Genomic DNA, 1,652 nt, shown 5'->3' with positions numbered 1-1,652 from the left:
GTCGGTGTCCGGATCGACCAGGGCGCCGGCGCGGGCGAAATGCTCACGCGCCTGCGGCAGCAGCACCTTGATGCCGAGCTCTTCCAGCACCCGCAGCGCCGTGTCGTGGATCGATGCCACCTGATCGTCCGAAAAGATCGGCTGCGGCAGGAACGGGTTCTTCAGCGAATGGTAATTGGGCCGGCGGCTGCTTTCGCTGCCGGCCTCGCCTGTGCGTCCACGCCGGCGTTCGCGCCTGCTGTCCCGAGCCGCGTCATCGACCATCAGAAATCCTCCTCATTGCCGCATCGCCTTGCCCAGGGGATCGTAAGGCGAGGCCGCGACGACACGCGCCGGCCGCTCCTCACCCACGACATGCACCGAGAGCGCTGTGCCCTCGCCCGCGAAATCGCGGTCGACGAGCGCCAGCGCCAGGCTCTTGCCGACCGTGTAGCCATAGCCGCCCGACGTGACGAAGCCGACGCGCCGGCCCTGGTGCCAGACCGGCTCGAAGCCGCTGGCGTCGGCGTCGAGCGCATCGATTTCCAAGGTCACCAGGCATTGGCGGCTACCGGCCTCCCGCTCCTTCAGCGCCGCTTCGCGGCCGATGAAATCACCCTTGCCGAAAGCGATGAAGCGGTCGAGGCCGGTCAGGCCGGGCGTATACCCTTGAGTGAATTCGCGCGACCAGATGCCGAAGCTCTTTTCAAGCCGCAATGCATTGAGCGCATAATAGCCGATTTCGGCCAAGCCAAGATCCTCGCCGGCGGCCAGCAGCGTTTCGCGCAGAGTGGCATGCATGGTGGCGGGGCAACTGATTTCAAAGCCGAGTTCGCCTGATATCGACAGCCGCGCCACACGCGCCTGCACCATGCCGATGTCGAATGCGCCGCAGGCCATGAAAGGCAATGCTGCGCCGGACACGTCCTGATGCGTCGTGCGCTCCAGGATCTTGCGCGCATTCGGCCCGGTCAGCAGGAAGCCGGCCATCGTGTCGGACAAATCGGCGACGGTGACGCCCGCAGCCGCATGGCTCTCGAACCAGCGCATGTGGAATTCCCGGAGATAGTAGGAGCCCATCAGCCAATAGGTGCCGCCGCCCCAGTTGAAGACGGTCAGGTCGCCCTTCAGCCGTCCGTCATGGCCGAGCATCGGCGCCAGACTGGCCCGTCCCGGTTTCGGTAGCTTGCAGGCGAGCAGCCGATCGAGCCACGCTTCGGCGCCGGGCCCGGATACCGCATAGCGCGAATAGGCCGAGATATCGACGAGACCGGCGGCGCGCCGCACCTGCAGCGCCTCGTCGCCAACAATGTCGAAGGCGTTGGAGCGTCGCAGCGTCGTGTTCTCGGCAAACCCCATCGGCGCGAAATAGGCCGGGATTTCCAGCCCCCATGACGCCGTCCATTCGCATCCCGCCGCGCTCATCCCGTCATAGGCGCCGGGGCGTTTCAGAGGCCGCCCGGCCGGCAGCCGCTCATTGGGAAAGGTCATGACGAAGCGGCGCGAATAGAACTGGCGCGTCGTCTGCCTGAGATATTCGCGGTTGGCGGCGAAGGCACCGTAGCGGGCAATGTCCATGCCGAAGATGTCGGCCTGCGGCTCGCCATAAATCATCCATTCGGCCAGCGATTTGCCGACCCCGCCGCCCTGGCTGAAACCGGCCATGACGCCGC

The 1,652-nt window shown here is 66.0% G+C and carries 2 protein-coding genes; both read right to left on the bottom strand.

What is annotated here, in order from left to right:
- A partial coding sequence (locus tag EN935_RS34990) for a trimethylamine methyltransferase family protein (protein WP_206534652.1) occupies positions 1-264 on the bottom strand: 264 nt, incomplete at its 3' end.
- 12 nt (positions 265-276) lie between these two features.
- A partial coding sequence (locus tag EN935_RS34985; RefSeq protein WP_281040394.1) for a glycine cleavage T C-terminal barrel domain-containing protein occupies positions 277-1,652 on the bottom strand: 1,376 nt, incomplete at its 5' end.

The organism is Mesorhizobium sp. M7D.F.Ca.US.004.03.1.1, assembly GCF_003998635.1.
GTDB classification, from domain to species: Bacteria; Pseudomonadota; Alphaproteobacteria; order Rhizobiales; family Rhizobiaceae; genus Mesorhizobium; species Mesorhizobium loti.
The sequence above is the reverse complement of the archived record's forward strand: the minus strand, read 5'-3'. Positions and strand labels throughout refer to the sequence as shown.